Annotated in this window: 23 protein-coding genes; 8 read left to right on the forward strand and 15 right to left on the reverse strand. The window is 64.2% G+C overall.

What is annotated here, in order from left to right; genetic code table 11:
* The first annotated feature begins 29 nt into the window (after window positions 1–29).
* A complete protein-coding gene (secA, locus tag CBW66_RS20940) occupies window positions 30–2,801 on the forward strand; it encodes a preprotein translocase subunit SecA (RefSeq protein ID WP_086139105.1) in 2,772 nt (923 codons plus the stop codon).
* A gap of 70 nt (window positions 2,802–2,871) precedes the next feature.
* Here secA and CBW66_RS20945 read toward each other — a convergent pair whose 3' ends face one another.
* Window positions 2,872–3,969: an alpha/beta hydrolase gene (locus CBW66_RS20945; RefSeq protein ID WP_172402985.1), complete on the reverse strand. Its 1,098-nt coding sequence runs from the start codon at window positions 3,967–3,969 to the stop codon at window positions 2,872–2,874.
* Between the two features lie 478 nt (window positions 3,970–4,447).
* Between CBW66_RS20945 and argJ the strand changes: the two genes are divergently transcribed.
* From argJ to CBW66_RS20970, 5 genes are all read left to right on the forward strand, one after another.
* The gene (argJ, locus tag CBW66_RS20950) at window positions 4,448–5,686 is read left to right on the forward strand and encodes a bifunctional glutamate N-acetyltransferase/amino-acid acetyltransferase ArgJ (protein WP_034784989.1); all 1,239 of its coding nucleotides are present in this window, start codon (window positions 4,448–4,450) and stop codon (window positions 5,684–5,686) included.
* Complete coding sequence (locus tag CBW66_RS20955; protein WP_086139107.1) at window positions 5,683–6,561, forward strand: ATP-binding protein; 879 nt, start codon at window positions 5,683–5,685, stop codon at window positions 6,559–6,561. The genes argJ and CBW66_RS20955 overlap by 4 nt, the downstream gene beginning before the upstream one ends.
* Entirely contained in the window at window positions 6,558–6,980 is a 423-nt protein-coding gene (locus CBW66_RS20960; protein ID WP_086139108.1) for an NUDIX domain-containing protein, read from the forward strand. Before CBW66_RS20955 ends, CBW66_RS20960 begins: the two co-directional genes overlap by 4 nt.
* 116 nt (window positions 6,981–7,096) lie before the next feature.
* Complete coding sequence (locus CBW66_RS20965) at window positions 7,097–7,306, forward strand: hypothetical protein (protein WP_070219361.1); 210 nt, start codon at window positions 7,097–7,099, stop codon at window positions 7,304–7,306.
* Window positions 7,307–7,309: 3 nt separating this feature from the next.
* Window positions 7,310–7,726 (forward strand): PIN domain-containing protein, encoded by a 417-nt coding sequence (locus CBW66_RS20970; RefSeq protein WP_086139109.1) that lies wholly within the window; start codon window positions 7,310–7,312, stop codon window positions 7,724–7,726.
* 3 nt (window positions 7,727–7,729) lie between these two features.
* Here the strand turns inward: CBW66_RS20970 and yacG are convergent, their stop codons facing one another.
* From yacG to CBW66_RS21000, 6 genes are all read right to left on the reverse strand, one after another.
* Window positions 7,730–7,921: a DNA gyrase inhibitor YacG gene (gene yacG, locus CBW66_RS20975; protein ID WP_034748814.1), complete on the reverse strand. Its 192-nt coding sequence runs from the start codon at window positions 7,919–7,921 to the stop codon at window positions 7,730–7,732.
* Between the two features lie 18 nt (window positions 7,922–7,939).
* Window positions 7,940–8,695 carry a cell division protein ZapD gene (gene zapD, locus CBW66_RS20980; RefSeq protein WP_086139110.1) on the reverse strand — a complete coding sequence of 252 codons (756 nt, stop codon included), beginning with the start codon at window positions 8,693–8,695 and terminating at the stop codon, window positions 7,940–7,942.
* Window positions 8,696–8,757: 62 nt separating this feature from the next.
* A complete protein-coding gene (gene coaE, locus CBW66_RS20985; protein WP_086139111.1) occupies window positions 8,758–9,405 on the reverse strand; it encodes a dephospho-CoA kinase in 648 nt (215 codons plus the stop codon).
* Window positions 9,406–9,427: 22 nt separating this feature from the next.
* Window positions 9,428–10,297: an A24 family peptidase gene (locus CBW66_RS20990; protein ID WP_086139134.1), complete on the reverse strand. Its 870-nt coding sequence runs from the start codon at window positions 10,295–10,297 to the stop codon at window positions 9,428–9,430.
* A 106-nt stretch (window positions 10,298–10,403) separates the two neighbouring features.
* Window positions 10,404–11,600, reverse strand: coding sequence for a type II secretion system F family protein (locus CBW66_RS20995; protein ID WP_086139112.1), 1,197 nt, complete (start codon window positions 11,598–11,600; stop codon window positions 10,404–10,406).
* 73 nt (window positions 11,601–11,673) lie between these two features.
* Entirely contained in the window at window positions 11,674–13,146 is a 1,473-nt protein-coding gene (locus tag CBW66_RS21000; RefSeq protein ID WP_230492243.1) for a DHA2 family efflux MFS transporter permease subunit, read from the reverse strand.
* Between the two features lie 169 nt (window positions 13,147–13,315).
* Between CBW66_RS21000 and CBW66_RS21005 the strand changes: the two genes are divergently transcribed.
* Both CBW66_RS21005 and CBW66_RS21010 read left to right on the forward strand, forming a co-directional pair.
* Complete coding sequence (locus tag CBW66_RS21005) at window positions 13,316–14,287, forward strand: helix-turn-helix transcriptional regulator (RefSeq protein WP_086139114.1); 972 nt, start codon at window positions 13,316–13,318, stop codon at window positions 14,285–14,287.
* Window positions 14,288–14,401: 114 nt separating this feature from the next.
* Entirely contained in the window at window positions 14,402–15,547 is a 1,146-nt protein-coding gene (locus CBW66_RS21010; protein ID WP_086139115.1) for a hypothetical protein, read from the forward strand.
* Window positions 15,548–15,579: 32 nt separating this feature from the next.
* Here CBW66_RS21010 and CBW66_RS21015 read toward each other — a convergent pair whose 3' ends face one another.
* Genes CBW66_RS21015 through CBW66_RS21050 form a run of 8 tightly spaced genes read right to left on the reverse strand, consistent with a single transcriptional unit; the run spans window position 15,580 to window position 22,625 of the window.
* Window positions 15,580–17,034, reverse strand: a complete 1,455-nt coding sequence (locus CBW66_RS21015; RefSeq protein WP_230492244.1) for a cobyric acid synthase — start codon at window positions 17,032–17,034, stop codon at window positions 15,580–15,582.
* Window positions 17,031–17,828 (reverse strand): ABC transporter substrate-binding protein, encoded by a 798-nt coding sequence (locus tag CBW66_RS21020; RefSeq protein WP_086139116.1) that lies wholly within the window; start codon window positions 17,826–17,828, stop codon window positions 17,031–17,033. Before CBW66_RS21020 ends, CBW66_RS21015 begins: the two co-directional genes overlap by 4 nt.
* Window positions 17,825–18,727, reverse strand: a complete 903-nt coding sequence (locus tag CBW66_RS21025) for a cobalamin-binding protein (protein WP_086139117.1) — start codon at window positions 18,725–18,727, stop codon at window positions 17,825–17,827. The genes CBW66_RS21020 and CBW66_RS21025 overlap by 4 nt, the downstream gene beginning before the upstream one ends.
* Entirely contained in the window at window positions 18,724–19,710 is a 987-nt protein-coding gene (gene cobD / locus CBW66_RS21030; protein ID WP_086139118.1) for a threonine-phosphate decarboxylase CobD, read from the reverse strand. Before cobD ends, CBW66_RS21025 begins: the two co-directional genes overlap by 4 nt.
* Window positions 19,703–20,656, reverse strand: coding sequence for an adenosylcobinamide-phosphate synthase CbiB (cbiB, locus tag CBW66_RS21035; protein ID WP_086139119.1), 954 nt, complete (start codon window positions 20,654–20,656; stop codon window positions 19,703–19,705). The genes cobD and cbiB overlap by 8 nt, the downstream gene beginning before the upstream one ends.
* On the reverse strand, window positions 20,650–21,216 hold the full coding sequence (cobU, locus tag CBW66_RS21040; RefSeq protein ID WP_086139120.1) for a bifunctional adenosylcobinamide kinase/adenosylcobinamide-phosphate guanylyltransferase: 567 nt from the start codon (window positions 21,214–21,216) through the stop codon (window positions 20,650–20,652). The genes cbiB and cobU overlap by 7 nt, the downstream gene beginning before the upstream one ends.
* A 7-nt stretch (window positions 21,217–21,223) precedes the next feature.
* Window positions 21,224–21,856, reverse strand: a complete 633-nt coding sequence (gene cobO / locus CBW66_RS21045) for a cob(I)yrinic acid a,c-diamide adenosyltransferase (protein WP_086139121.1) — start codon at window positions 21,854–21,856, stop codon at window positions 21,224–21,226.
* 1 nt (window position 21,857) lies between these two features.
* Window positions 21,858–22,625, reverse strand: a complete 768-nt coding sequence (locus CBW66_RS21050; RefSeq protein WP_086139122.1) for an ABC transporter ATP-binding protein — start codon at window positions 22,623–22,625, stop codon at window positions 21,858–21,860.
* Window positions 22,626–22,628 lie beyond the last annotated feature (3 nt).

Here is a 22,628-nt window from a genome sequence, read left to right on the forward strand (position 1 = left end):
TTTAACGGCGTTTTTTCAAGAATTCAAGCATGTCATTACTGACCCAGATTTTCGGTAGCCGCAACCAGCGGCTGCTCAAGCAATACCAAAAAACGGTACGCGAGATCAATGCGCTCGAGCCGGCCATCGAAAAGCTGTCGGATGCCGAGCTGCAAGCGAAGACGCCTGCCTTCAAGGAACGCATCGCCGCCGGCGAATCGCTCGATGCCTTGTTGCCGGAAGCATTTGCCGTGTGCCGCGAGGCCAGCAAGCGCGTCCTGCGCATGCGCCATTTCGATGTGCAGATGATCGGCGGCATGGTCTTGCATTTCGGTAAGATCGCGGAGATGGGCACGGGCGAGGGCAAGACCCTGATGGCAACCTTGCCAGCCTACCTGAATGCCTTGTCGGGCAAGGGCGTGCATATCGTCACCGTCAATGATTACCTGGCGCAGCGCGATGCCGAGACCATGGGCCGACTGTATGCGTGGCTGGGCCTGTCGACTGGCGTGAACATGTCGCAGATGGAGCACAGCGCCAAGCAGCAGGCGTACAACGCCGACATCACGTACGGCACGAACAATGAATTCGGTTTCGACTTCTTGCGCGATAACATGGTCTACGAAGCGCGCGAGCGCGTGCAGCGCAGCCTGAACTTCGGCATCGTCGATGAAGTCGACTCGATCCTGATCGATGAAGCGCGTACGCCGCTGATCATTTCGGGTCAGGCCGAGAACCATACCGACCTGTATCACAAGATCAATGCGGTGCCTGCGCGGCTGACCTTGCAAATCGGCGAAGAAACGCCGGACGGCAAGGGTAAAGTGGAAGTGCCGGGCGACTACACCAAGGATGAAAAGGCGCACCAGGTGCTGCTGACGGAAGCCGGCCACGAAAAGGCCGAAGGCATCCTGATGGAAATGGGCCTGCTGCCGGAAGGCGCGTCGCTGTACGATTCGGCCAACATCACCCTCGTGCACCACCTGTATGCGGCCCTGCGCGCGCATGCGCTGTACTTCAAGGATCAGCACTATGTGGTGCAGAACAATGAAGTGGTGATCGTCGATGAATTCACGGGCCGTCTGATGACGGGCCGCCGCTGGTCCGATGGCTTGCACCAGGCCGTCGAAGCGAAAGAAGGCGTCAAGATCCAGAACGAGAACCAGACGCTGGCCTCGATCACCTTCCAGAACTACTTCCGCATGTACGCCAAGCTGGCCGGCATGACCGGTACGGCCGATACCGAAGCATACGAATTCCAGGAAATCTACGGCCTGGAAACGGTCGTGATCCCGCAAAACCGTCCGCTGCAGCGCAAGGACCGCCAGGATCAGGTCTATAAATCGTCGGCGGAAAAATACAACGCGATGTTGAACGACATCCGCGATTGCTACGAGCGCGGCCAGCCCGTGCTGGTGGGCACGACCTCGATCGAGAACTCGGAACTGCTGTCGGGCATTCTGACCAAGGCCGGTTTGCCGCACAACGTGCTGAACGCGAAACAGCATGCGCGCGAAGCGGAAATCATCGCCCAGGCAGGCCGTCCGAAAGCCATCACCATCGCCACCAACATGGCAGGCCGCGGTACGGACATCGTCTTGGGCGGTAACGTCGAAAACCAGATCAAGTTCATCGAAGCCAATGCTGAACTGGGCGACGCCGACAAGGCAGCTCAGTCGCAGCAGCTGCGCGATGAGTGGCAGTCGCTGCACGACCACGTGGTCAATGCGGGCGGCTTGCACATCATCGGCACCGAGCGCCATGAATCGCGCCGCGTCGACAATCAGTTGCGTGGCCGTGCCGGCCGCCAGGGCGATCCGGGTTCCTCGCGCTTCTACCTGTCGCTCGACGACGCGCTGCTGCGCATCTTCGCCGGCGACCGCGTGCGCGCCGTGATGGACCGTTTGAAAATGCCGGAAGGCGAACCGATCGAGGCAGGCATCGTCTCGCGTTCGATCGAATCGGCCCAGCGCAAGGTCGAAGCGCGCAACTTCGACATCCGCAAGCAATTGCTGGAATACGATGACGTCGCCAACGACCAGCGCAAGGTCATCTACCAGCAGCGTAACGAGCTGCTGGAAACGACCGATATTTCCGAGATGATCGGCTCGCTGCGCCATGGCGTGTTCACCGACCTGGTGCACGAGTACGTGCCGCGCGAATCGGTGGAAGAGCAGTGGGATATCAAAGGCCTGGAAAATACCCTGGCCAGCGAATGGCAGCTCGACCTGCCGCTGCAGCAAATGCTGGAAGCCGATTCGACGCTGACGGACGAAGAGATCCTGGAAAAAGTGCTGGCCGCGGCCGATGCCGTGTACCAGTCGAAGATCGATATCGTCGGCAAGGAATCGTTTGGCGGCTTCGAGCGCAATGTCATGCTGCAAAGCGTGGACAGCCATTGGCGCGAACACCTGGCGGCGCTCGATCACCTGCGCCAGGGTATTCACCTGCGCGGTTATGCGCAGAAGAATCCGAAACAGGAATACAAGCGCGAAGCGTTTGAACTGTTCGGCCAGATGCTCGACATGATCAAGAACGACGTCACGAAACACGTGATGACGGTGCGTATCCAGTCGCGCGAAGAAGTCGATGCGGCCGAACAGGCGATGCAGCAGTCGCACGTGGAAAACGTGCACTACCAGCACGCCGAATTCGACCCGAACGCGGCGCCGGAAGAACTGCTGGCGCCGACGGCTGGCGACAGCAACGACCAGTATGTCGACGACATGAGCGTGAGCATGGGCGTCAAAGTGGGCCGCAACGACCCATGCCCTTGCGGCAGCGGCAAGAAGTACAAGGCTTGCCACGGCAAGCTGGCTTAAGCGCGGTTTGTCAGCGTGAACAAAAACGGAGACCGCGGTCTCCGTTTTTTTTTCGCGCCTGGCCGGCGGTTCAGGGAAAGGCCCAGTACTGCGGGGCCTGCGCTGGAATGCCTTTCAAGCCGCCGCGGTTCCTTGCCCGCTGCCCCGTCTTGATCATGGTGGCGATATCGGTCAGCAGGACGCGGTTGCTGGCGAAGTAATCGTGTCCCATGAAATTCATGATGACGGCCGAGGCATCGACGAGCTCCATGCCGGGGATGCCGACGACGGGGCCGCGGATGTCACCTATCCTGTCCCAGTCGGCAAAACTGTAGGAAGCGCGGATGGCCTTGTCGTTCGCGGACGCGTACAGGGTGGCGGGAAGCTTGAGGCTGGCAAAACGGGGAGCGATCTGCTCGCGGAAGATGTCGGCATTGATGTCCGGCGCCGCCAGCACCACCTGCTTGAACAAGGGCCGCAGGTCGGGGCGCTTTTCCAGCAGGCTGGCCAGGGCCACGGTCATCGGGCGGTTGCCCATGCTGTGGGCGATGATGTAGATATCGGTGGCGGAAGAGTGCTCGGCGAAGTCGGCCAGGAAGGCCTGCAGGTGCGATTGCGTCCATTCGGCGGCATTTTCATCGAACTCATAGCCGGCCAGCGTGCCTTTCGATGGCCAGCTGTAGAACACGGGCAGGGCGCCGATATCGAGGTCGACCGCCATCTGCGCCGTGCGCCGGGCGGCATCGTCAAACGAGTTGCTGTAGCCGTGGATGTAGATGAAGGCGGCGTGCCGTTCCGGGGCAGCCCGTATCCCGGCCTGGACGGTGGCGAGAAAATCCGCGCGCGACAGGCGCGTGGTTTCCTTGATCAGCACATATTTTTGCGCATTGTCGCCGGACAGGATGGCGTACCAGGGCGGCAGCGGCAGCTCGCCCGGCGCTCTTTTCTCCGGGATGCTCACGACGACGCTGCCATAGCTCAGGTAGGGCGCCACGCGGTTGGGCTGCCAGCCATAATTGTGGCGGCTGCGCTGGTATTGCCGGTCGGTGGCGTAATACACGGTGACGTGCGTGGCGCCGGGCGCAGGCGCGGCGGTTATTTGACTGATGGCGGAGCCGTCTGCCCCGCTGCCGAACAGGTTGCCGAGCTTGCCGAGCAGGCCGCCCGTGCCTGACCATGCGCCGCTCAACGGACTGGCCGGCGGTGGCCGCCGCCCTACGGTAGTGGCTGGCGTGGGAGGCGCTTCCGCGGCTGGAGCCGCAGCTGGAGCCGGTGGTGGTGGTGACGAGGCAGGCGGCGCTTCGGATGCCTGTTCAGTGACGTGGATGCCGGCGCCATCTGCCGGGCCACGCGGCACCGTACAGGCTGTCAACGAGGCCATCAGGCAAAGCAGGGATAGCCGGCGCACCGGGCACGACAGGCCTGAAGCGCTGCGCTGCATCCGGTTTGTTTGACCCTGCGCCATGACATCCTTCCCTGGAGCGTGCGATTGCAAGACTCGCCATCGTCCATTCCCCTACCTTAGCGCCGCCAGACGGCAGGGTTCTGATAAATCGCAAGCCTGGCCATGCTGCCCGAGCCGCCGCGACTATTCACTGGCCGCATGTTCACCCGCGCCGCGAAGGCGCTACAATAGCGCTTCCCTTTTCCCTCGCAGAAGAACTCATATGGCCGTCAATTCTCCCAAGCCCGTCGCCGCCGACTTGAAAGCCGTCGCCGGCATTGAAATCGGTGTTGCCGAAGCCGGCATCAAGAAACCCAACCGCAAGGATTTGCTGGTATTGAAACTGGCGCCGACGGCCACCGTGGCCGGCGTGTTCACCCTGAACCGCTTCTGCGCGGCGCCCGTGCAAATTTCGAAAGCCAACCTGGCCGCCGTGACGGCCGGCGCCGCGCCGATCCGCGCGCTGCTGGTCAACACGGGCAACGCGAATGCGGGCACGGGCGAATCGGGCCTGGCCGACGCGCAGGCCAGCTGCGCCGCGCTGGCCGAACTGCTGGGCTGCACGCCGCAGCAAATCCTGCCGTTTTCCACCGGCGTGATCCTCGAACCGCTGCCCGTGCAGCGCCTGGTCGCCGGCCTGCCGCAAGCCGTCGCCGCGCTGACCTCGGACAACTGGTTCTCGGCCGCCGAAGCCATCATGACCACCGACACGCAGCCGAAAGCCGGTTCGCGCACGGTCACCATCGGTGGCCATGCGGTGACCCTGACGGGCATCAGCAAGGGCGCCGGCATGATCAAACCGAACATGGCCACTATGCTGGGCTTCCTCGCCTTCGACGCCACCGTGGCCCAGCCCGTGCTGGACCAGCTGGTGAAACAGGCAGCCGACAAATCGTTCAACTGCATCACCATCGACGGCGACACGTCCACCAATGACTCGTTCATGCTGGTGGCCACGGGCGCGGGCAGCCTGGTCATCGATTCCATCGATTCGCCGCACTATGCGGAACTGGCCGCTGCCGTCACCGAACTGTCTACTTTTCTGGCGCAAGCCATCGTGCGCGACGGCGAAGGCGCCACCAAATTCATGACGGTGACCGTGGAAGACGGCCGCAACGTGGAAGAGTGCCGCAAGATCGCCTATTCCATCGCCCATTCGCCGCTGGTGAAAACCGCGTTCTTTGCGTCCGATCCGAACCTGGGCCGCATCCTGGCCGCCATCGGCTACGCGGGCGTGGACGACCTGGACGTGGGCCAGTTGAACCTGTACCTGGACGACGTATGGGTGGCCAAGAATGGCGGGCGCAACCCGGACTACCAGGAACAGGATGGCCAGCGCGTGATGCAGCAAAGCGAAATCACCATCCGTGTAAAACTGGCGCGCGGCGATGCCACGGCCACCCTGTGGACATGCGACCTGTCGCATGACTACGTGTCGATCAACGCCGACTACCGCTCATGACCGGCCTTGATCAATTCCTGATCCGCGCCGAAGCCTTGCTGGCGCGCGTGGAAGCGATCCTGCCGCAGCCGGTGCCCGCACCGGACTGGAACAGCTTTGCCTTCCGCTGGCGCCGCCGGCAGGGCGCCGCCAGCCATCTGCAGGCGGTGGCCCATGTGTCGTCCATCGCGCTGGATGACTTGCACAACATCGGCACGCAAAAGGCGCAGATCGAGCAGAACACGCGGCAGTTCGTCGCCAGTCGCCCCGCCAACAACGTGCTGCTGACGGGCGCGCGCGGCACGGGCAAGTCTTCGCTGATCAAGGCATGCCTGAACCAGTTCGCCGGCCAGGGCCTGCGTTTGATCGAAGTGGACAAAGCCGACCTGGCCGACTTGCCCGACATCGTCGACATGGTGGCGGCGCGCCCCGAGCGCTTCATCATCTTTTGCGACGATCTGTCGTTCGAAGAGGGAGAAAGCGGCTACAAGGCGCTGAAAGTGGCGCTCGACGGTAGCATCGCCGCGCAATCGGACAATGTGCTGATCTACGCCACCTCGAACCGCCGTCACCTGATGCCGGAGCGGATGTCGGACAACAGCAGCTACAAGACGGACGACGATGGCGATCTGCATCCGGGCGAGACGGTGGAAGAGAAAATCTCGCTGTCCGAACGCTTCGGCCTGTGGCTGTCGTTCTATCCGTTCAAGCAGGATGATTACCTCGATATCGCCGCGCACTGGCTCGCTTCGTTCGGCTGTACGCCGGAGCAGATCGCGCAAGCGCGCGGCGACGCCCTGCGCTGGGCCTTGCAGCGCGGTTCGCGTTCGGGCCGGGTGGCGTGGCAATTCGCGCGCGATTATGCTGGGAAACTCCCTGCGGGAGAGCTGCCATGAGCGAAGTCAAAGTACAACCGGTCGACGTGGCCGTCGGCATCCTGATGAAGCCGAACGGCGACGTGCTGCTGGGCCAGCGTCCGGCCGGCAAGCCGTATGACGGCTATTGGGAATTTCCTGGCGGTAAAGTCGAGCCGGGTGAAGCCATTTTGGACGCCTTGAAGCGCGAGTTTGTCGAGGAGCTGGGTTTATACATCGACAGCGCCGAAGCCTGGTGCGGCGTCGAATATGTGTATCCGCACGCCCATGTGCGCCTGCATTTCTATATCAGCCGCGAATGGCGCGGCGAGCCGCAAAGCCTGGAAGGGCAGGCGTTCGCCTGGCAGGGCACGGTCGGCGTGGAACCCTTGCTGCCGGCCACCATTCCCCTGCTGGAGTGGCTGGACGCGGTACGCCGGGAATCCCTGACGCCTGCCTGATCTGGTGCCAGCGGGCAGCGCCATGCTGCGTGCTGGCGCAAGCTTTGCTGTGACTTTCCTTGTATCGTGCGCGCTTTGCGCTACAGTGCTTTCATCACGCACCGGGGGAGTCTCGCATGCCGCTGACACTGACATTTACCGATACCGATGAATTGCTGATTGCCGCCCTGCACAAGCGTGCCCGCGCGCATGGACGCAGCATCGAAGACGAGCACCGCGACATCCTGCGCAGCGCCTTGCGCCCCCTGCCGAAGCGCCCGCTCGACGATATTCTGCGCGGCATGCCCGATGTGGGGCTGGACGCGGATTTCGAGCGCCGCCCCTGAGTCATGCCCGCTTATCTGCTCGATACGGATGTGATCGTTGCGGCGCGCAAGGGGAGTGCGGCGCCGGCGGGCGTGGCCGATTTTTTCGCGCGGGTAGCGCCGGAGAGGCGTTATGTGCCGGTGCAGGTGATCGCGCAATTGCGCGCAGGCATACAGTGCAGCTGGCGGCGCGAAGCGGCGCTGGAAGCCCTGGCGCTGGAGGGCTGGCTGGAAGCCGTGCTGGCGGAATATGCGCCGCGGCTGCTGGAATTCGACCTCGATTGCGCGCTCGTCTGTGCGCGCTTGCATGCCCGCGGCCGCATACACGGGGTTGACGGGCAGATCGCGGCGATGGGCATCGCCTATGGCTTGACGGTAGTCAGTGGCAGGCTGGACGGTTTCGCGGCGCAGGGACTGCGCCTGGAAAATCCGTTTATCTGACGATTATTGGGGCTTGTTGTCTTCGTCGGCCAGCGGGTCCTCGAACGGATCGGCGGCAGGGATCGTGTATTTCTCTTCGGCCCAGGCGCCCAGGTCGATCTGCTTGCAGCGTTCCGAGCAGAAAGGGCGGAATTTGTTGGCTTCAGTCCATTCGACTTTGGCGGCACAGGTAGGGCAGTTAACGACGGTCATGATGGGGTAAATAAGTAACAGTTAAAAATTGCAGAGCGTGAGCTCGAATGGCACATCTTCTTCCAGCGGCTTGGGTTTCAAGTCGCCGCCCTGGGTAGTGAAGCGCACCCACAGCATATATTTGTTGGCGGAAATTTCCGGGATGGCGCCGCTGTTTTCATCCAGGCTCAGGCGCAGCATCTGGTACACCTTGCCTTGCAGCATTTGCTGGTAGCTGCCGCCATTCGCGATCAGTTTGACGGGCCCGCCGGAATCGCGCAGCAGGCGCAATACCAGGGCCAGCGCATCGAACAGCGGTGCCAGCGGGGCGAACCAGGCGTGGATATCGGTCAGGCGCTGCTCGCAGCTGCGCTTTTGCCAGGCAAAGTAGGATGGCAAGTCGAATTCGCAGGCGCCGCCCGGGATGATGGTGCGGCCGCGGATGCTCATCAGCCATTCATTGTCGCGGATATTCTGGCCCGTCTTGCCTTGCGCCGCCACCAGGGCGCCGCTGACACTGTCGAGTTCGCTCAGGATGGCATCGAGGGTTTCCGGCTCCACATTCGGATTGCTGCGGTAGCCCAGCAGGCTTTGGCGCTGGCGCTCGAGTTCCTGCAGCAGGTCGGACTTCAGGTCGGCGCGGCCCGCCACTTCGAGCATGTCGAAAATAGTTGCTAAGGCAACATGATGCTGCATTGCATGCTCTTGCTGGATGAAGAACTTGAATTTGTCGTACAGGTCTTCCAGCCGCAACAAGGTACGTATGCGTTCATTGAAAGGGTATTCGTAGACAATCAAAATAATTCCCTTAAGTAAGGACCTGCAAACAATCCCGTGATTTTGAACCAAGCGTCGACAAATTACAAACGTTGCGGCCCGATTCCAGCCATTCTTTTTGAAAATGCCAGATATAAATCGTGCAACTGGGCAATCTGCGGCGCCAGGGCCGCCAAATCGCCATTATTGTCGATCACGTCGTCCGCCGCCGCCAAACGCATTGCCCGCGTGGCCTGCGTGGCCATGATGGCTGTGACTTGTTCTTCCGATAAGCCATTGCGCGCCATCACGCGCGACACTTGCAGGCTTTCCAGGCAATCGATGACCAGTACGCGGTTGACCCGCTCCACCCAGCCGCCGGACTCGACGAGCAGGGGAACGGCAAAGATCACATAGCTGCCCGTTGCTGCGGCGGCCGCCTCCAGGGTCGCCTGGCGGATGCGCGGGTGCAGGATGGCTTCCAGTTTCGCCTTGGCGGCGGCGTCGGAAAACACCAGGTTGCGCATTTTTGTACGGTCGAGGGCGCCGCGCGCATCGGCGTAGCCGGGGCCAAATTCCGCCACCAGCGCTGGCATGGCCGCGCCATTCGGCGCCGTCAGGCTGTGGGCGATCTGGTCGGTATCGACGATGGAAGCGCCGCGCGCGGCGAACAGGTCGGCCACCGTGCTCTTGCCGCAACCGATGCCGCCGGTGAGTCCGACGCTGAAATAGGGGGCGTTTTGTCGTTGCATATGTGTATCCATAAGGGGCCGGTCAGCTGGTCAGGCCCAGCGTGAGGCGCGACAGGGGCGTGCCATACAGCAGCGCGATCAGACCCGCCGCCGCCAGATAGGGGCCGAAGGGAATCGGCTTGTCGCGCCCCCGCTTGGCAAACACGATCAGGCCGATGCCGACCACGGCGCCGACCACCGACGATAACAATATGATCGTCGGCAACATGGTCCAGCCCAGCCACGCACCGAGCGCCGCCAGCAATTTGAAGTCACCATAGCCCATTCCCTCCTTGCCTGTCGCCAGCTTGAAGGCCCAGTACACGGCCCACAGGGCCAGGTAGCCGGCGGCCGCGCCGATGACGGCCTCCTGCAGCGGCACGAAAGTGCCGTTGATATTGACCAGCAAGCCCGCCCACAGCAGGGGAAAGGTGAGGTCGTCCGGCAGCATTTGCGTGTCGGCATCGATGAAGGTCATGGCGATCAGCAGCCAGGCAAACACGAGCGTCGCCAGGCCCGTCCAGCCGCTGCCGAAGTGCCAGATCAACAGGGCCGACAGCGCGCCCGTCAGCAGTTCCACCAGCGGATAGCGCGCGGAGATGGGCGCCTTGCAGGCGCTGCATTTGCCGCGCAGCAGCAGGTAACTGAGCACGGGAATGTTTTCCATGGCCGTGATGCGGTGGCCGCAAGCGGTGCAGTGCGAGTGCGGCAGCATCAGGTTGTAGCGGTCCGTGTGCGGCAAGGGCAAGCCGCTTTCTTCCGCCACGTAATTAGCGGAGTCGCGCTCCATCATTTTCGGCACGCGGTGGATCACCACGTTGAGAAAGCTGCCGACGATCAGGCCGAACAGGGCGGCGGCGAGGGCGACGGGCAGATTGCCGGGCGCGGCGAACAGCAGGGTATCTTGCAGCATGGTGAACTTGTCTGAGGGGATGATGTTGCCGCGCAAACATTGCCTGGCACTGCCGCAGTGTAAAACATCTGCCGGCGCATGGGGATGTTTTGCGCAGGGTGCATGGTCAAATCACGGCCCCCAGCTTGAAAATCGGCAAATACAGGGCGATCACGAGGGAACCGACGAGCACGCCCAGCACCAGCATCAGCGCCGGTTCCAGCAGCGTGGCAAGCGTGGTCACGGTGGCGTCGATGTCCGCCTCGATGATCTCGGCCGCGCGCGACAGCATGGCGTCGAGCGCGCCCGATTCCTCGCCGATCAGGGCCAGTTGCGTCAGCAGCGGGGGAAAGACGCCGCTGTGCTCCATGGCCAGGGCCAGGCTGCCGCCGGCGCGGATTTCACGCTCGATGCGCGCTGTCGCTTCCTGGTACAGCGCATGGCCGGCGGCGGCGCCCACGAGGCCGAGCGAATCGAGCAGCGGCACGCCGGCGGCGAACATGGCGGCCAGGGTGCGCGTCCAGCGGGCGATCGCCGCCTTGCGCAGGAGCGGGCCGAACACGGGCAGACGCAATGCCCGCAGTTGCGTCTGCCGCCGCAAGGCGGGCCAGCGGCGCCAGGCCAGGTGCAGCAGCATGCAAGCGAGCACGAGCGCCCCCAACAGAGCCAGCCAGTAATGCACCAGGAAGGCGGACACGCCCATGACTGCAAGGGTAGGCAACGGCAGGGGCGCGCCGAAGCTGTCGAAGACCTGGCGGAAGGCGGGCACGACCACGCTCATGATGATGGCCGTGACGACGATGGCGACGAGCACGATGACCAGCGGATACATCAGCGCGCCGCGCACCTGCCGCCGCAAGGCGATGGCCTTTTCCTGGTGCGTGGCCAGGCGCGCCAGCAAGTCCTGCACGATGCCGGCCTGTTCGCCCGCCGCCAGCAGGTTGCAATACAGCTCGTCAAACAGCAGCGGGAACTGGCGGAAGGCCTGCTGCAGGCTGCTGCCCGCTTCGATATCATGGCGCAAGTCGCGCATCAGCTCGGTGATCGCGGGTTTGGCGTGGCCCTTGCCGGCGATGTCGAAGGCGTGCAGCAGCGGCACGCCGGCCGCCATCATGGTCGACAGCTGGCGCGTGAACAGGGCGATATCCTTGTGCGTGATGGCCTTGCCGGGCGCGCTGCGTGCAGTCTGCACCCGGGTGGCCAGGATGCCCTGGCGTCTTAGCGCGAGCGTGGCCGCGCCGGCGTCGGCGGCGCGCAAGACGCCTTCGGCCGCCTTGCCATGGCGGTCCGTGCCCTTCCATGCAAAGCGCCGCTCGGCCGCCATGTGCACCTCCTGCCGTCACGGTAGCAGCGTCAGGCAAAAGTACCAGCGGCGCTGGCGGCAGGCTTGATATGGCTCAGCCTTTCGTGGTTTGCACTTCCGTCTGTACAACGGCCCGGGCCTTCACGTCGGCCGCATCTTCCTCGTCGCTGTCCGTACCCTTGCTGATGCTTTCGCCATCGTCGCGGCGCAGCGTCCAGAAGGTCAGCGAGGACAGCACCGTCAGCGCGGCCAGGGTGAGGAAGGCGTGGTGCAGGGCCGTGCTGAGCATGGCGCGGTCCGACTGCGGCATGTCGCCCAGGTACCAGCCCGTGATCAGCGAACCGAAGGCCAGGCCAAAGCTCATCGACAGTTGCTGCATCGAACTGGCGATGGTGCTGGCCATGCTCGAATCGGCCTTGTCGACGTCGGCGTACGCGATGGTGTTCATGCTGGAAAACTGCAGCGAATTGAAAAAGCCCATGCACAGGCTGATGGCGACGATCACGTACAGGGGCGTGCCCGCGCTCACCTGCGAAAACATGGCGATGGTCACGCCGATCAATACCGTGTTGACGATCAGCACCTGGCGGTAGCCGAAGCGGGCCAGCACGCGCGCGGAAATGAATTTCATGCCCATGGCGGCCGCGGCCGACGGCATCATCAGCAAGCCCGATTGCCAGGCGGGCAGGCCCAGGCCCAGCTGGTACAGCAGCGGCAACAGGAAGGGCAGGCCACCCACGCCCAGGCGCGTGACGAAGCCGCCCACCACGGAAACGCGAAAGGTGCGGATCTTGAACAGGGTCAGGCGCAGCAACGGGTGCAGCACTTCGCTCGAATGCCAGGCATACGCGGCCAGCAGGCTGATGGAAAGGAACAGCAGCACGGCAAACGACGTGCCGTCGATACGGTGTTCGCCGAAGATTTCCAGCAGCCACGACAGCAGCGCGATGCCCGTGCCGAACAGCACCAGGCCGATCAGGTCCAGCGGACGGGGCTTGTCGCCATAGTAATCGGGCATGTAGCGGTGCGCCAGGTACAGCGCCGCCAGGCCGACGGGCACGTTGACGAAGAAAATTTCGCGCCATGACAGCCAGTGCACGATCAGCCCGCCCACCGTGGGCCCCAGCAGGGGGCCGATCAGGGCGGGGATGATGACGAAATTCATGGCTGCCAGCAATTGCGACTTGGGAAAGGTGCGGATGATGGTGAGCCGGCCCACCGGCATCATCATGGCCGCGCCCACCCCCTGCAGCAGGCGCGCGGCCACCAGCATGGGCGCATTCACGGACAGGCCGCACAGGATGGAGGCGATGGTAAAGATGGCAACGGCGGCGGAAAACACGCGCCGCGTGCCGAAGCGGTCGGCCATCCAGCCGCTGATGGGAATGCACACGGCCAGGCTCAGGATGTAGCTGGTGACGACGGCCTTCAGGCTCAGCGGCGTCACGTTCAGGCTGGCGGCCATGGCGGGGATGGCGGTGTTGACGATGGTGGAGTCGAGTTGCTCCATGAACAGGGCGGTGGCGACCACCCAGGGAAGGTAGCTTTTAATCGGGGAACTGGTCATGGATGCGAGCCTGAGGAGGAGATACGGAGCCGACAGTACGTCGAATTGTCACATAAATGGCGTGGGCGTGCCGCCCGCGCCATCCGGTCGGCCCTTATTGCCACGTTGACATGACTTTTTCCTGTCAGCACAATGCTGCTACCCCGAATGAAAGCGGACCCGTTGCACCATGAGAGAATTGAATCACCTGATCCTGAATCTGTATGGCAGTGCCCAGGAGTGCACGACGGGCGAGTTCCAGGGGCAGGCGCTCGATATGCTGAGGCAGGCGCTGCCCTTCGATTCTGGCGCCATCATCGCCGCTTCTTTTTCCCCTGATATGGCGATTTCGCTGCACAGCCTGCACATGTATCAGCAACCGATAGAGAAACTGGCCGACCGCAAGGCGCTCGTCAGTCCCGATGTCATCCTGGCCGATGCCTGCCGTTCGCGCGGCAACTGCGTGACGATGGCATCGGCCGACATCGACCGGCGCTACCTGGACTTGCATGCTTATTGCAGAAAATATGCGATTGCCCATAGCATGGTGCTGATTTCGCCGGCTACGCACCACGCCAACCTGGACTTGATTGCCTTGTGGCGGGCAGGGCCGGAACGCGCGTATTCCGCTGCCGAGATCGAAATGGGTAACCTGCTGTTGCCGCACCTGACCCAGGCGCAAGCGATCAACAGCCGTTTGTTCTGGGCAACGGATGTGCAGCCGTCACCCGGCAGCGTGCGCTTGCTGGCCAGCCTGAATGGCTGCTTGCAATATGTGGAGCCGGTTGCCATCGACATGTTGCAGCGCGAATGGCCCGAGTGGGAGCCTCCCATGCTGCCAGCGGAATTTGTCGAGGCACTGCGGCGTCCCGGCCTGGGCCGGTATGCGGGAAAAACCATGAGGGCGCAAGTGACGGAGCTGGGCGGTTACCTGTATATCCAGCTGGCGCAGCGCCCGGCGGGGCGGCCGCTGACCAGCGTCGAGGGGGCTGTGGCGCGCCTGGCGGCCACTGGTCTCAGTTATAAGGATATTGCCCGGCAGCAAGGTGTATCGCCGGCTACGGTCAGGAATCAGCTGCACAGCGTGTATGCCAAGCTCGATGTGGGCAACAAGACGGCGCTGGCCGCGGCGCTGGCCGTACTGACCGAAATGTTGCCGTAGAAAGTCTATAGAACAATTGTCCTATAGTAATAAATTCCAGCGGGATCTAGCATGAGTGCTGTCTTTGCGAGTCCTGTGGCCCGCAATTTGTCCTCGATTCCTGGAAAGTCACTGATGAAGAATGCAATTTCAATCGTTTTGTTGGGCGCGGCTCTGTCCGCCTGCGGCGGCGGCAGCGATCACGCTGCGCCGGAAGCGCCGGTCACGCCGCCCGTTGTGGTCACGCCTGTCGCCGATCCCGTGACGGTCGCCTCGCAAGCGGTCGCGGCCCAGGCTGGCCTGGCCGTGATCGCCGGCGCCAATGCGGACGAGACGGTGTATGACGTGGCCGCCGATATCGGCGACACGTGGCGCATCACGTTCGACAGCGCAAAGAAAACCTATGCCATCCGCGTGCTGTCGACGCAGTTCGGCTTGAGCGACCGCAGCGGCACGTTCACCGTGTCCACCACTGGCAATTTGACCACGTACACGGCAACGGATTTCAGCGTCACCGTGGATGCGCGCACGCGCCTGCTGACAGGAACGGTGAAGCTGGGCAACATGAGTTCCAACGTCAGCGGCACCGGCTATGCGGTGGGCGACGTGGCCAAGCTGGCCGGCAACTATATCTTCCTGGGCGCCATGCGCAATGCCTCGAACGGCGCTTTCCCTTTCCATCCGAAGGGCAGTCTCAAGGTGGCGGCCGATGGCAGCGCGCAATTGTGCAATGGCGGCGTGTTCAATGCACAAGGCGTGTGCTCGGCGGTATCGCCGCAGCTGGAAGCGGAAAACGCCAGCCTGACCCTGGTCAAGGATGCAAAGAGTGGCCTGATCATCGCCCGCCAGGGCCAGCAGGATTTCGGCATCGTCCACGTGCATGCGGGCGACCGCGGGCTGGCGCTGTTCATCGACCGCTACGGGCGCAATCAGGAAAACGTGCTGCGCGTGGGCACCATCGTCGCCGCCAAACAGCAAAAGATCGGCAGCGAAATCGCCGGCAGCTATGCCTGCGCGGCACCGGGCATCAGCGCGAAAATCGTCGTGGCCGGCAGCACCGCGACCCTGACGAATAACACGACCGGCAAGACGCATGTGGAAACCATCACCGCCAACAAGCTGGGCCTGGGCGCGCAGGCCGTCGATTTCGATGGCATCGCCGTATTCAAGGACCCGGCCGACGTGCCGGCGGATTACTCGATGTTCATGCCGGTGTCGTCGAGCATGGCGGTCGAGTTTTCGACCGACCGCACGTATATGGGCACCTGCCTGAAAAATTAAGGGCTGCGTGTCGGCGTAAGCCGACACCGCCATCAGCGCGGTAATCGTTCCAGCGCGGCCAGCAGCGGTATGGCGGCGTCGGCGATGCGCTCCAGGCTCGCTTCGCGCAGGGCGGCGGTGTCCACCGTATGGCCGGAGTCCAGCCCGGCCCAGCGCAGCAGCGCCGTACATGCGGCGGGCGTGTCGAACAGGCCGTGCATATAGCTGCCCAGGATGTGCCCGTCGCTTGACACCGCACCTTCCGGGCGGCCGCCGATCATGAACGCCGGCTGCGCCAATGCCGCGCCATGCGATACGCCCATGTGGATTTCATAGCCTGCCACGGGCGCATCGGCCGCGCCGGCAAACGCGCAGTGGCCGTTCACCTGTTCCAGCCGCTTGTCGCTTGTTAATTCAGTCACCATGTCGAGCAGGCCCAGCGCCGTTGACTCTCCCGCCATGCCTTCCACGCCCAGCGGATCGCGCACGCTTTGCCCCAGCATCTGGAAGCCGCCGCAGATGCCGAGCACCTTGCCGCCGTAGCGCAGGTGCTTCGCCAGGTAGGCGGGCCAGCCCTGCTGTTGCAGCCAGGCCAGGTCGCCGCGCGTGTTCTTGCTGCCGGGCAGGATCACCAGGTCGGCCGCTGGAATCGGCTGTCCCTGCTGGATGAAGCGCAGGTCGATATCGGGATGGGCGCGCAGCGCATCGACGTCCGTGTGGTTGCTGATGCGCGGCAGTTGCGGCACCACCACCTTGAAGGCGCCGCGTTCGGCCTGCATCGCTTCGACGGCGTCTTCCGCGTCGAGGAACAGGCCTTGCAAATACGGCAGCACGGCCAGCACGGGCTTGCCCGTCTGCTGTTCCAGCCACTCGATGCCGGGCGTGAGCAGCGAGATGTCGCCGCGGAAGCGGTTGATGACGAAGCCGACGATGCGTGCCCGTTCGCTGTCGGACAAACACGCCAGGGTGCCGATGATGTGGGCGAAGACGCCGCCCCGGTCAATGTCGGCCACCAGGATCACGGGGCAGTCGACGGTTTCGGCAAAGCCCATGTTGGCGATGTCGCGCGCGCGCAGATTGACTTCGGCCGGGCTGCCCGCGCCTTCGACGACGACGGCGTCGTACTGCTGGCGCAAGCGCGCGTACGATTCCAGCACGGCGCCCATGGCGATGGTCTTGTATTGCTGGTAGTCGCGCGCATCCATCTCGGCGCGCACCTTGCCGTGGATGATCACTTGCGCGCCCGTGTTCGACGACGGTTTCAAGAGCACCGGATTCATGTCCGTGTGCGGCGCGATGCCGCAGGCCAGCGCCTGCAAGGCCTGGGCGCGGCCGATCTCGCCGCCGTCGCTCGTCACTGCGCTGTTCAAGGCCATGTTTTGCGGCTTGAACGGCGCCACTGTCACGCCACCGCGCTTCAACAAGCGACACAGGGCCACGACGACGGTGCTCTTGCCCGCGTCGGACGTCGTGCCCTGCACCATCAGGACGGGGAAGCGTGGCTTCATGGCTGGCGCTCCTGCCATTGCGCGACGATATCGCTGATCTGTCGCAGCCCTTCGGTAATCGCCGCCGGGCCGGGCGACAGGATGTCGGGCGACTTGATCTCGAACAGCATCTGGTTTTTCACGGCGGGAATCGCATCCCAGTCCGGGCGCGCCGCCAGTTGCGCCGGCTGGAATTTCTTGCCGCACCAGCTGGCGAGGATGATGTCGGGCGCGCGTGCGACCACGTCATGGGCATCGGCGATGATGCGTTCCTTCGCGCCCTGCTGCATCGACAATTCCGGGAAGGCGTCTGTGCCGCCGGCGATGGCGATCAGTTCCGCCGCCCAGCCGATGCCGCTCATCAGGGGATCGTTCCACTCCTCAAAGTAAATCACGGGCTTGCGCGTCCAGCCGACGGCGCGGGCGCGGGCGGCGGCGATGTCCGCGCGCAGGCTGGCGATCAGCAATTTTCCCGCTTCCTCGCGCTGCACCAGCGCGGCCAGCACGGCGATCATGCGCAGGATGCCGTCGACCGTGCGCTGGTTGAACTGGTGCACCTCGATGCCGGCCTTGACCAGGTCGCGGCAAATGTCTGCCTGCATGTCGCAAAAGCCGATCACGAGGTCCGGTTCCACTGCCATGATGCGTTCCAGCTTCGTGGAAGAAAAACCGCTGATCCTGGTTTTTTCCTCGCGCGCGCGGGGAGGGCGCACGGTAAATCCCGATATCCCCGCGATGACGTCCTCGGCGCCCAGCGCGTACAGCGTCTCCACGGCTTCCGTCGACAAACAGGCGATACGCTGGTAGTGACTCATTGAGCCGCCTTGTCGGTACGGCGCTGGCGTGCCGCTTCCAGCTGTTGGCACATGGCGGCCGTGCCTTCGATCATGCGCGGGCCGGCGCGGTTCAGCAGGTCGCCATTCAGGCGGAACAGGTTATTCTTGCGTACGGCCGTCATCGACGGGAAGGCGCGCCACATGGCCAGGCCGCCTTCGCTGCGCGGGTCGCTTTTTTCGCTGGTGCCGAAAATGACTTCCGGGTCTTCCTGCAGCACGCCTTCCGGCGTGACGACGGGCGCCACCACCTTCATCGCGGCGAACACATTCTGGCCGCCGCATACGCGCATGGAGTCGCTGATGATGCTCGCGCCGCTCAAGGTATACAAGGGTTTGTCCCACACCTGGTAAAACACGCGCACGGGCGGGCGCTGTGCGTATCGCGCCGTCAGGCCGGCCAGTGTGGCGCGCAGCTGGGCGGCGGCCGGCTTGGCGGTTTTTTCCGTGCCCATCAGCTGCCCCAGGCGCTCCATGCTGTCGGGGATATCGGTCAGCTTGCGCGGCTCGCTGTGATAGATCGGTACCTTCAGCTGGCGCAGCATGGCGATCTGGCGCTCGGCGCTGCCGTGCATCCAAACGACGATCAGGTCCGGCTTCATGGCGATGATGCGCTCCATGTCGTACTGGCGGTTGTCGCCCACCTGAGGCAGTTTTTTGGCCGCTTCCGGGTAGTCGCTGTAGCTGACGACGCCGGCGATCTTGTCGCCACCGCCGGCCGCGAACAGCAGTTCCGTGACGTGCGGCGCCAGCGCCAGGATGCGCTGCACCGGTTTTGCCACGGTGACGGTATTGCCATCGTCGTCGCGCACCGTGATGGTGGCATGCGCCTGCAGTGAGAGCAGTCCGGCCAGCAGCAGCGATATTTTCAGGATTTTCATGTGGGTTTCCATGCAGTGAGGGCCTGCTGCAGGCGCAGCCAGGCATGTTCGTCGGGGGGCAGGCCCAGGCGGATGCCGTGGGCCGCGTGGCGGAACAGGCGTACCCAGATGCCCGATTCCGCCATGTGGCGCCAGAACGCTTCGGCGCGTGCTTCTGGCCACCATTGAAACAGCGCCGTGCCGCTGCTGGCGATGCCGTGGCCTGCCAGCAGTTGCTGCAGGCGGGCGCCTTCGCCGCGCAGGCGCTCGCGCATCGCTTGCTGCCAGCGCGTGTCGTTCAAGGCGGCCAGCGCCACCTGCTGCGCCGGGCCGCTGACGGTCCAGGGGCCCAGCAGGTCGGCCAGCTGGGCCAGCAGCGCGGGATGGGCGGCGACAAAGCCCAGGCGCAGTCCCGCCAGGCCAAAGAATTTGCCCACCGAACGCAGCACGATCAAGCCTGGCCGATGCGTATGGGGACCCAGGCTGGCTTGCGATTCCGTGTCGCCAAACGCTTCATCGACCAGCAGCCAGCCGCCGCGCGCGGCCAGCCGGGCTGCCCACTCCAGCAGCAGGTCCGGTGCGATGCGTTCGCCCGTGGGATTGTTCGGGTTGCAGACGACCAGCACGTCGCAGTGGTCGACGGCATCGGCCAGCTGCGCGTAAGGCACCTGGCGCAAATCGTGGCCGTGCTGGCCCCAGTGGTGCGCATGTTCGGCATACGAGGGCGCGGCCACCGCCACGCGCGAGGGGGCGCGCAGCCGGGGCAAGGCCTGGATGGCAGCTTGCGTGCCCGCCACGGGCAGCATGGCTGGCGCGTTGTAATATGCGCAGGCGGCAGCGGCCAGTGCGGGGTCGGCTTCCGGCAGCCGGTGCCACGCGTTGGCGTCGGGTGCTGGCGCTGCATACCAGTGCGGGTTGATGCCGGTCGACAGGTCGATCCAGTCTTCCAGGGGCCGGCCGTATTCGCGCGCCGCGTCGCGCAGGTTGCCGCCATGTTCAAGCAAGGTACTTTCCTTTCAGGTAAGACAGGCCCGCCAGCAGCGCCGCCCAGACCAGCCACAAGACGGCCGTTTCGGCGACGAGGCGCCAGGCGCGGTCGATGTCGCGCGCTTCGGCGGGACGGCCGGCACCCAGTGGAGGGCGGCGTTCCAGCTCGCCGTCGTAGATGGCGTCGCCACCGAGGGCCAGGCCCAGGGCGCCGGCGCCGCTGGCCATCACGGGCCCCGCGTTCGGGCTGCCCCAGACGGGGGCCTGGGTGCGCCAGCAGTGCCAGGCGTTTTTTTTGTCCGCCATGCTCTTGCCCAGCAAGACATAGGACAGGGCCGTCAGGCGCGCTGGCAGGTAATTGAGGATGTCGTCGATGCGCGCGGCGCAGCAGCCGAACCAGTCGTAGCGTTCGTTGCGGTAGCCCCACATGGCGTCGAGGGTATTCGCCAGCCTGAAGAGCACGGCGCCGGGGCCGCCCGCCACGGCAAACCAGAACAGGGTGCCGAAGACGGCGTCGTTGCCGTTTTCCAGCAGGGACTCCGTGCTGGCCTTGGCCAGGCTGGCCGCATCGGCATTGTTGGTATCGCGGCTGACGATGCGCGCCGTCAGCAGGCGCGCGTTGTGCAGGTCATCGATGGCCAGGGCGTCGGCGATCGGCTGGTTGTGGTCGCGCAGGCTGCGCAAGCCCAGGCACAGATACAGCAGGAAGGCGTGGAGGGCCGCCCCGGCCAGGCCGCACAGCCACCAGGCCGCATAGCTGAGCGGCAGCACGGCCAGCATCCACGCCAGCACGCCGCGTGAAAAACGTCCTCGGCCCCGGTTCAGCAGGCGCTCCAGCGCGCTGGCGAGGCGGCCAAAACCCACCAGCGGATGCCAGCGGCGCGTCTCGCCCAGCAGCATGTCGAGCAGCACGCCGGCCGTCATCAAGGCGGCCAGCACGGGCAGCGACAGGCCGCTCAGCATGGGCCGCCTTTCAGGTACAGCGGCAGGCCGGCGGCGACGAAGACAGCCTTGTCGCACACGGCGGCCACGGCCTGGTTCAAGCGACCCGCTTCATCGGTGAAGCAGCGCGAGATGGCGCCGTAGGGCACGATGCCCATGCCCACTTCGTTCGAGACGAGCACGAGGTCGCAGCCGGTGTCTTCTATTTCGGCCAGCGCATGCAGCAGGTGCGCGCGCTCGCCGTGGAACAGTGCGGGCAGGACGATGTCGCCCACGTCCGGATACGTCTCGCCGCTGGAAAACATCAAATTCGTCAGCCACAGGGTCAGGCAGTCGACCAGCAGCAGGCGGCCGGGCCGCGCTTCCCGCAGGATGGCGTCGCCCAGGCGCAGCGGTTCTTCCACGGTCACCCACTCGGCCGGGCGCTGCGCACGGTGATGCCTGACGCGCGTGGCCATCTCATCGTCTCCCGCCTGCGCGGTGGCGATGTAGATCACTTCCTTGCCGGACTCGCGGGCAAGCTTTTCCGCATGGGCGCTCTTGCCGGAACGGGCGCCGCCGAAGACCAGGGTGCGCGTCATGGCGCTGTTACCACTCGGTGCCGATTTGTGCGCCGATGCCGGCCGCGTACGCATGCTTGACGACGGCCATTTCGGTGACGGTGTCGGCAATCGCGATCAATTCGTCCGGCGCGCCGCGGCCCGTGATGACCACGTGCTGCATGTGCGGGCGCTCGAGCAGGTCGGCGATGACTTTATGCACGTCGAGGTAGTTGTATTTGAGGGCGATATTGAGTTCGTCGAACAGCACCAGGCCGTAGCTGGGGTCGGCCAGGAAGGTCTTCGCCTGTTCCCATGCCAGTTCGGCTTTTTCGATGTCGCGTTCGCGGTTTTGCGTTTCCCAGGTATAGCCTTCGCCCATCGCATGGAAACTGATTTCGTCGGGGAAGCGGCGCAGGAATTTTTCTTCGCCCGTGGACATGGCGCCCTTGATGAACTGCACCACGCCTACTTTCATGCCGTGGCCCATGGCGCGGATGGCCATGCCGAAGCCGCTCGAACTCTTGCCCTTGCCGTTGCCCGTGTTGACGATGATGATGCCGATTTCCTTGTCCGCCTTGGCGATGGCCGCATCGATGATGGCCTTTTTTCTCTCCATGCGCACACGGTGGCGTTCGTTGATGGCTGCGGTGTCCGCGTCGATGGTCTTGTTGTCGCTCATGTCAGTCCTCTTTCGGTATGAATATCTTGCGTTTGCCGTGATCGATGATCTCGATAGGGTGCCCCAGGTAGTCGCCCAGGATGGAGGCTTGCATCACGTCGGCCACGGGGCCGGCCAGCCAGCCGCCGTCGCCCATCAGCAGCAGCGCATGGGTCGAGACGCTGTGCGCCAGGTTCAGGTCATGCCCCACCATGACCACGGTTTTATTCTGTTCACGGCACAGCTTGGCCAGCAGGCCCATGACGCTGACCTGGTGCGCCAGGTCCAGCGCGTTGGCCGGTTCGTCCAGCAGCAGCAAGGGCGTATCTTGCGCCAGCATGGCGGCGATCGCCACGCGCTGGCGTTCGCCGCCGGACAGGCTGCGCACGTCGCGCTCGGCCAGGTGTTCCACTTCCATCGAGGCCAGTGCCGCCAGGGCGATGCGCTGGTCATCGCTGCCTTCCCAGTAGTGGTTGTCGTGATATGGGTGGCGCGCCGACAGCACGGTTTCGATGACGCGGTACGAGAACGCGTCGTGCCGCGCCTGCGCCAGGAAGGCCCGTTCGCGCGCCAGTGCTTCCAGCGGCCAGTCGATCAGGGCACGGCCCTGTATCGTCACGTGGCCGGCATCCGGTTCGCGCAAGCCGGCCAGGGTGCGCAGCAAAGTACTCTTGCCGGCGCCGTTGCGGCCGATGACGCTCCAGCATTCGCCGTCTTTGACCTGCCAGGTGAGGTTGTCCACGAGGGAGCGCGCGCCCGCCTTCAGGCCCAGTTGGTAGGTGCGTATCATGCT

The sequence above is a fragment of the Janthinobacterium sp. GW456P genome, from assembly GCF_002127655.1.
In the GTDB taxonomy this organism is placed as follows: Bacteria; Pseudomonadota; Gammaproteobacteria; order Burkholderiales; family Burkholderiaceae_D; genus Janthinobacterium.

What these genes read in the sequence shown, in the direction of transcription:
- CBW66_RS20970 (WP_086139109.1), top strand. Translation starts at nt 7,310, where the DNA reads ATGCCCGCTTATCTGCTCGATACGGATGTGATCGTTGCGGCGCGCAAG.
- CBW66_RS20965 (WP_070219361.1), top strand. Translation starts at nt 7,097, where the DNA reads ATGCCGCTGACACTGACATTTACCGATACCGATGAATTGCTGATTGCC.
- CBW66_RS20995 (WP_086139112.1), bottom strand. Translation starts at nt 11,600, where the DNA reads ATGGCGGCCGAGCGGCGCTTTGCATGGAAGGGCACGGACCGCCATGGC.
- CBW66_RS21005 (WP_086139114.1), top strand. Translation starts at nt 13,316, where the DNA reads ATGAGAGAATTGAATCACCTGATCCTGAATCTGTATGGCAGTGCCCAG.
- CBW66_RS20955 (WP_086139107.1), top strand. Translation starts at nt 5,683, where the DNA reads ATGACCGGCCTTGATCAATTCCTGATCCGCGCCGAAGCCTTGCTGGCG.
- CBW66_RS21010 (WP_086139115.1), top strand. Translation starts at nt 14,402, where the DNA reads ATGAAGAATGCAATTTCAATCGTTTTGTTGGGCGCGGCTCTGTCCGCC.
- CBW66_RS21015 (WP_230492244.1), bottom strand. Translation starts at nt 17,034, where the DNA reads ATGAAGCCACGCTTCCCCGTCCTGATGGTGCAGGGCACGACGTCCGAC.
- CBW66_RS21000 (WP_230492243.1), bottom strand. Translation starts at nt 13,146, where the DNA reads ATGACCAGTTCCCCGATTAAAAGCTACCTTCCCTGGGTGGTCGCCACC.
- secA (WP_086139105.1), top strand. Translation starts at nt 30, where the DNA reads ATGTCATTACTGACCCAGATTTTCGGTAGCCGCAACCAGCGGCTGCTC.
- cobO (WP_086139121.1), bottom strand. Translation starts at nt 21,856, where the DNA reads ATGAGCGACAACAAGACCATCGACGCGGACACCGCAGCCATCAACGAA.
- cbiB (WP_086139119.1), bottom strand. Translation starts at nt 20,656, where the DNA reads ATGCTGAGCGGCCTGTCGCTGCCCGTGCTGGCCGCCTTGATGACGGCC.
- CBW66_RS20990 (WP_086139134.1), bottom strand. Translation starts at nt 10,297, where the DNA reads ATGCTGCAAGATACCCTGCTGTTCGCCGCGCCCGGCAATCTGCCCGTC.
- coaE (WP_086139111.1), bottom strand. Translation starts at nt 9,405, where the DNA reads ATGCAACGACAAAACGCCCCCTATTTCAGCGTCGGACTCACCGGCGGC.
- argJ (WP_034784989.1), top strand. Translation starts at nt 4,448, where the DNA reads ATGGCCGTCAATTCTCCCAAGCCCGTCGCCGCCGACTTGAAAGCCGTC.
- cobU (WP_086139120.1), bottom strand. Translation starts at nt 21,216, where the DNA reads ATGACGCGCACCCTGGTCTTCGGCGGCGCCCGTTCCGGCAAGAGCGCC.
- CBW66_RS21050 (WP_086139122.1), bottom strand. Translation starts at nt 22,625, where the DNA reads ATGATACGCACCTACCAACTGGGCCTGAAGGCGGGCGCGCGCTCCCTC.
- CBW66_RS21020 (WP_086139116.1), bottom strand. Translation starts at nt 17,828, where the DNA reads ATGAGTCACTACCAGCGTATCGCCTGTTTGTCGACGGAAGCCGTGGAG.
- CBW66_RS20960 (WP_086139108.1), top strand. Translation starts at nt 6,558, where the DNA reads ATGAGCGAAGTCAAAGTACAACCGGTCGACGTGGCCGTCGGCATCCTG.
- CBW66_RS21025 (WP_086139117.1), bottom strand. Translation starts at nt 18,727, where the DNA reads ATGAAAATCCTGAAAATATCGCTGCTGCTGGCCGGACTGCTCTCACTG.